The sequence below is a fragment of the Secundilactobacillus hailunensis genome, assembly GCF_005405185.1.
Classification (GTDB): domain Bacteria; phylum Bacillota; class Bacilli; order Lactobacillales; family Lactobacillaceae; genus Secundilactobacillus; species Secundilactobacillus hailunensis.
Map to the genome: position 1 here is coordinate 1 of NZ_BJDO01000079.1, position 5,295 is coordinate 5,295.

The 5,295-nt window shown below is 42.6% G+C and carries 6 protein-coding genes; 2 read left to right on the plus strand and 4 right to left on the minus strand.

What is annotated here, in order from left to right; translation table 11 throughout:
- Positions 1 to 487: 487 nt before the first annotated feature.
- The 4 genes from FFM73_RS11960 to FFM73_RS11975 form a co-directional block, all read right to left on the minus strand.
- Positions 488 to 1,144 (minus strand): NAD(P)H-binding protein, encoded by a 657-nt coding sequence (locus FFM73_RS11960; protein ID WP_171001293.1) that lies wholly within the window; start codon positions 1,142 to 1,144, stop codon positions 488 to 490.
- Between the two features lie 63 nt (positions 1,145 to 1,207).
- Positions 1,208 to 2,353 carry an NADH-dependent flavin oxidoreductase gene (locus FFM73_RS11965; protein ID WP_137631890.1) on the minus strand — a complete coding sequence of 382 codons (1,146 nt, stop codon included), beginning with the start codon at positions 2,351 to 2,353 and terminating at the stop codon, positions 1,208 to 1,210.
- Positions 2,354 to 2,401: 48 nt separating this feature from the next.
- On the minus strand, positions 2,402 to 2,842 hold the full coding sequence (locus FFM73_RS11970) for a MerR family transcriptional regulator (protein WP_137631891.1): 441 nt from the start codon (positions 2,840 to 2,842) through the stop codon (positions 2,402 to 2,404).
- 210 nt (positions 2,843 to 3,052) lie between these two features.
- Positions 3,053 to 3,544: a TetR/AcrR family transcriptional regulator gene (locus FFM73_RS11975; RefSeq protein WP_268920532.1), complete on the minus strand. Its 492-nt coding sequence runs from the start codon at positions 3,542 to 3,544 to the stop codon at positions 3,053 to 3,055.
- A 167-nt stretch (positions 3,545 to 3,711) separates the two neighbouring features.
- Between FFM73_RS11975 and FFM73_RS11980 the strand changes: the two genes are divergently transcribed.
- A complete protein-coding gene (locus tag FFM73_RS11980; protein WP_137631893.1) occupies positions 3,712 to 3,957 on the plus strand; it encodes a cation transporter in 246 nt (81 codons plus the stop codon).
- A gap of 303 nt (positions 3,958 to 4,260) precedes the next feature.
- The coding region (locus FFM73_RS11985) for an HAD-IC family P-type ATPase (RefSeq protein WP_171001295.1) at positions 4,261 to 5,295 on the plus strand (1,035 nt) is incomplete at its 3' end.

Here is a 5,295-nt window from a genome sequence, read left to right on the forward strand (position 1 = left end):
CGTATTTTTTTGGAACGCGTCTGGTTCAAACCATTGTCCAAAAAACTGCCAACTAAAAAAGCACCTAGACCAATTGAGGTCTAAGTACTCCTATAAATCTAAATCAACTCTACTTGACGAAGTGCCCAAAAAAACTGTCACACCTGTCTTTTCAGTACAGGTGTGCCAGTTTTGTATCTCTAAAGAGTAGTCGACTCTTAGTTCTGCTCTAGCGTGTATAAATTTGGTTGCGTTAAATCTTTAAAATACATTTTGTGAAAGCTGTAGCGCTTAATCCAGTTTCTAACCGGTAGTTACAGGTCTGCACTTGATCTGACAATTCAAAAAATGATTTTTTTAAGACAGAAAAAAGCTAAGGACAACTTTCTTAAGTTTTCGCCTCGAACCAAAATACTCAATAGAATGCACGCCAAAGAAACTTTCATCGCTCCGTTGAAGCTTTTATATTTCTGATGACCCACTTTCTAACGTATTAGATTGCTGAAAATTAATACACCGGTCGGGTTTCACCCTGTGTATCAGGATCAGCCATACCGATACTGTCGTTAGCAGCAAAACTTGGGTCAGCGACAATTCTGAGTACAACATCTGCAACGCTCTGGCGTGAAGCGGAGACGCCAACGTATGGTTCGTTCTTTTTGGTCACGCTGTACTTCACTTCATCGCGATCGTTTAACCACGGCAGCCGTAATGTGGTGTATGTCAAACCCGAGTCTTCCAACAGTGTGTTTGAACCAGCCGAAGTTTGAATGCCATCGGAAATCTGGTTTTGATTCCATTTGCCAAATTCACCTGGAACTTCGTTGAAGATTCCCAAAAGGTTGGTAAAGACAATCCGGTCAACATGGTTCGCTTTCATGCCGTCAATGACATTTTTAGTCATGGTGTTGTCAGAGTTCTGATCAAGAATCGCCACGTAGACCATGTCTTGGCCTTCAATTGCTTTCTTCACAGAATCTGCATCAGCCAAGTCCGTTTCGATGACGTTGACGCGGTCATTGTCAGCTAATTTCGCTAAACGCTTGTGGTGACGAAGACCCAATGTCAGTTCAACATCTTTAAATTGGTCTTCATTTAAAATCTGTTTTTCAACAATTCTCGCAATGCGGCCGTTTGCCGCTAAGATCAGTAGTTTCATTTTCAAATCTCCTTTACTTCTGTTGGATAGTTCGGCTAATTGAAGCTTTATTGCAACAAAGCCGAGCAATTACTTCACGATATCAAACCATTCACCGGAATCTTGCAGGAACTGCCATAACTTGTCAGGCAGCTTTAAATCAGGAATGTCGGATGCGTGTAATTGCTTCTTAATATCATCGGTGTCCCCAGATTTAACTTTCTCAGCCCAATCTGGGTTGATGATCAGCGCATGGGCCATGGCAACGAGATCCAATCCTTTATCTAACGCTTCTTCCCCCTCTTCAGGCGTGTTGATATTTCCGGCAGAGATCAATGGAATGCGATGGTTAATATGCTTGACCAAGATCTCGAGATAGGTTTGGTCGCTCATTGAACCGCTGTGCGGGTGCGAGGTTAACACATTAGTCAAGGTGACGTGTAAGTAGTCAACGCCCTTCTTGATCAGTTCGTCGATGAAGGGTAAGGAATCAGACAAGCGTAAACCATCTTCAAAGTGTTCTTCAAGTGTAATCCGGTAACCTAAAATAAACGGCCGTTTAGCATATTGAGCGATGACGGATTGAATTTCATCAATCACTGCTAGTGGGAAACGCATGCGGTTTTCAAGTGAACCACCGTATTGGTCGGTACGCTTGTTGTAGTGTGGTGACAGAAATTGTTGGAACAAAAAGCCAAATGCCCCGTGTAATTCAACGCCATCGAAGCCGGCCACAATAGCTCTTCTAGTAGCTTGACCATAGTCTTGAATGATTTGTTGAAGTTCTTCTTCAGTTGCAGGACGTGGAAGGACCGGTGGGACATAGGTTGATTCTTTGGTCTTAACAGCACTAGAACTAACGATGTCTTTCGGATCAACTAAATCAGGGTTCGTTTTGTTACCACCATGAAGCAGTTGCAAAATTGCCTTAGCGCCACCACTCTTAGCAGCATCAGCTAAACGAGTTAAGCTGGGAATAAACTTATCGTCGTAACCGGCAAATTCGTCAACGAAACCAATCGCATTGGCCGAAACTGGCGTAGAACCAGTGATGACCATTCCCAGGCCATTAACGCGGCGCCGATAGTAAGCCATTTCCTGATCGGTAACAGTACCATCTTCATTACCGGACCAGGTGGTCATGGGTGCCATGACCATGCGGTTGTCCAGAGTAAGGCCATTTTTAAATTCAAAGGGTGTCAGTGTCTTTTCGTATTTGGTTGTTTTAGTAGTCATTAGTGCCTCTTCTTTCATAATTGAGTTAAATTGTATTGTTAAATTGTATTAATGCGATGATTTTTGATCAGGTGTCTTAAATTCTGACATTTTCCAGAGTTCTTCCACGTGGTCAGCGTCCATCTCACCGGATTTAAATTTAGCGGTGTGATCTTCAAAAGTATCGATTTTATGTTGTAGTAAGTCCCGGGTCCGTTTCGTTTCAGCCATTTTCTGGTCCAAAACTTCCAGTTGATCTTGTAAAATAGCTTTTTGAGCTGGTTCGTTTTCGCCTTTTTGGTTAAGCTTTGAGAACTCAATTAGCGCTTCAATAGATAGTCCGGCATCTTTTAAACACTTGGTCAAAAATATCCAGTTTAAGTCGTTTGGTCGGTAATCCCGATAGCCGTTCTTGTCCCGTTTAATGGGCGGAATAACACCGACTCGTTCGTAATAGCGCAGTGTATCAGCCGAGAAGCCAATGATTTCTGAGACTTCTTTTCTGTTCATTCTGTGGACCCCCTCTTTCTTAATTCATGATTCATACTAAACCCTGCACTGGACTCCATAGCAAGCGGAAAATGAAAATAATTTTAAATATTGCTAAAAAATTATTGGTTAGCGGAACCATATTTGGCCACATTCACAAAAATCACCAAGAGATAAATTTGATCTCTTGATGATTTTTTATCTGAGTAGGCTTTAAGACAAGACAAAACCTTATTCAAAGACATTGGCTAGTTTAGCAAAGGTCTCAGTCAATTCAGCTTGAGTCGGTATTTTACCTGTATCAACGATATATTCGATGACCGTTATTATGATTGCCGGATAGATCCGTTTCTCAAGTGGCAAGGGCTCACGCTGGAGTGACCCTAGTAAATAAGTTTCAAAGCGTTTTTTGAGTTCGTTTTGTAAACTATGGTGATTAAATTGAATTGAAAACAGCGCAGCAATTCTTTCCCGATTATCAGCCCAAAAGGAATTCACTTGGGGAAATAAGACGGCAATTCGACTGGTTAAATCAGTTTTCTTTGACTGACCCTGAATCATTTTTTGATAAAAAACTTGGTCGTAGTCTGCAGCAAATTCGGCAATCATTTTCTCAGTCAGATCATACTTATCTTGGTAATGGTAGTAAAAGGTCTGTCGGTTGATCATTGCTGATTGGGCAATTTTCCCGACCGTTACCTGATTAAAGTCCGCTTCATTCACCAATTTGATAAAGGTATTTTGAATTGCTAATTCGGGGGTGTTTCTTTTTGCCCATTAAGTCTAAAAAACTTCTCTGACTTGATTTACGTCAATTTCAAATTCAGGTAAGACAGCTAAACTATAGATAATCAAAGCAAACAAGAATAACTGAAAAGGAGATTATTATTATGACAACAAAACGTGCGGTATTACAATTAGATGGCTTGACTTGCCCGTCATGCATGACCAAGATTGAAAGCGTCCTGGCACATCAAACGGGTGTTGAGAAAGTTCAAGTTCTGTTCAACGCCAGCAAGGCCAAAGTCGATTTTGACGAAGATCAGGTTACTGCTGAAGAACTGGGACAGGTTGTTGAACGCTTAGGTTACGAAGTGAAGAAGATTCGGGTTAAGGAACTAGCAGCGGCTAAATAGTAAACGTTAACGAAAAGGCCTAACCAATAGTGCTTAAATTAAGTGGTTAACTGTGAATAACCAATTTAGCCTGATGTTTTTCCCCTTGAATCAAAATTTTGATGGCAAGTCAGCAGCCATCAAGCGAAAGGACAGCGTTGCAGATGATTAAAATTAAATCTCCTGCAACGCTGCCTTTTTATTTTGGCGAGTGTTAAAACTCACTTTTATTTAAAAACTTTGCTGGACTTGACCTGCGTCAATTTCAACTAGACCATTCCGACCTACACTATAGATAATCAAATGATCAAAGGAGCGATCAATATGAAATTTCAACGGTATATACAAAATCACCAAAATCAAATTACCCTGATCAGTGCAATCCTCATCGCGGTTGGGTACGCAGGTAAGTACCTGCTCAATTCGACCCTCGTTTATGACTGGGCGTTCATCATTGCGTCCATCATCGCGGTTGTACCAATTATGATTCATGCTTACCAGTCCCTGCGCGTGAAAGTCATCAGTATTGAACTGCTGGTCAGCATCGCGGTGGTCGGCGCCTTCATCATTGGCGAATATAACGAATCAGCGATCGTAACTTTCCTCTTCCTATTCGGGAGTTACCTGGAACAGCGGACCTTATCCAAGACCCGTCAGTCAATCAAGTCATTAACGCAGATGGCCCCAGAAACCGCTATTATTCTCCATGAAGACGGCACTCAAGAAGAAGTCGACATCGATGACGTTGACGAAGGCGACCACATCATGGTCAAGACCGGCGCTTCCGTGCCAGTCGATGGCAACATTGTTTCCGGCTCTGGCTACCTAGATGAATCCGTCATCACTGGTGAATCAAAAGCGGTTGCCAAAACCCAAGGTGACTCCGTATTCTCCGGTTCCATCTTAGGCAACGGGACCTTAACGGTTGAAGCCACTAAAGTTGGTGAAGATACCACTTTCGGTAAGATCATTGAATTAGTCGAAGACGCTCAGGATGCTAAGTCCCCTGCTGAATCCTTCATTGATAAGTTTGCCCAGTACTACACCCCAGCAGTGTTAGTGATTGCCACTTTGGTTTACATCTTCACCCGTGATTTTCCAACTGCCATTACTGTCTTAGTTCTTGGCTGCCCAGGAGCTTTAGTTATCGGTGCCCCCGTTTCTAACGTGGCTGGCATTGGTAACGGCGCTAAACGCGGCATCTTGTTGAAAGGTGGAGCCGTCATGGATGATTTCGCCAAAGTCGACACCTTCGTTTTTGATAAAACTGGTACCTTGACCCTTGGTAACACCGCGGTTTCCGCAGTTAAAGACTACGCTAATGATACCAATGAAGCCTTGGCCTTAGTTGCCCGGGTT

Bases quoted from the DNA above. Each gene is read 5' to 3' on its own strand.
- FFM73_RS11965 (WP_137631890.1), bottom strand. From the start codon at position 2,353: ATGACTACTAAAACAACCAAATACGAAAAGACACTGACACCCTTTGAA.
- FFM73_RS11970 (WP_137631891.1), bottom strand. From the start codon at position 2,842: ATGAACAGAAAAGAAGTCTCAGAAATCATTGGCTTCTCGGCTGATACA.
- FFM73_RS11980 (WP_137631893.1), top strand. From the start codon at position 3,712: ATGACAACAAAACGTGCGGTATTACAATTAGATGGCTTGACTTGCCCG.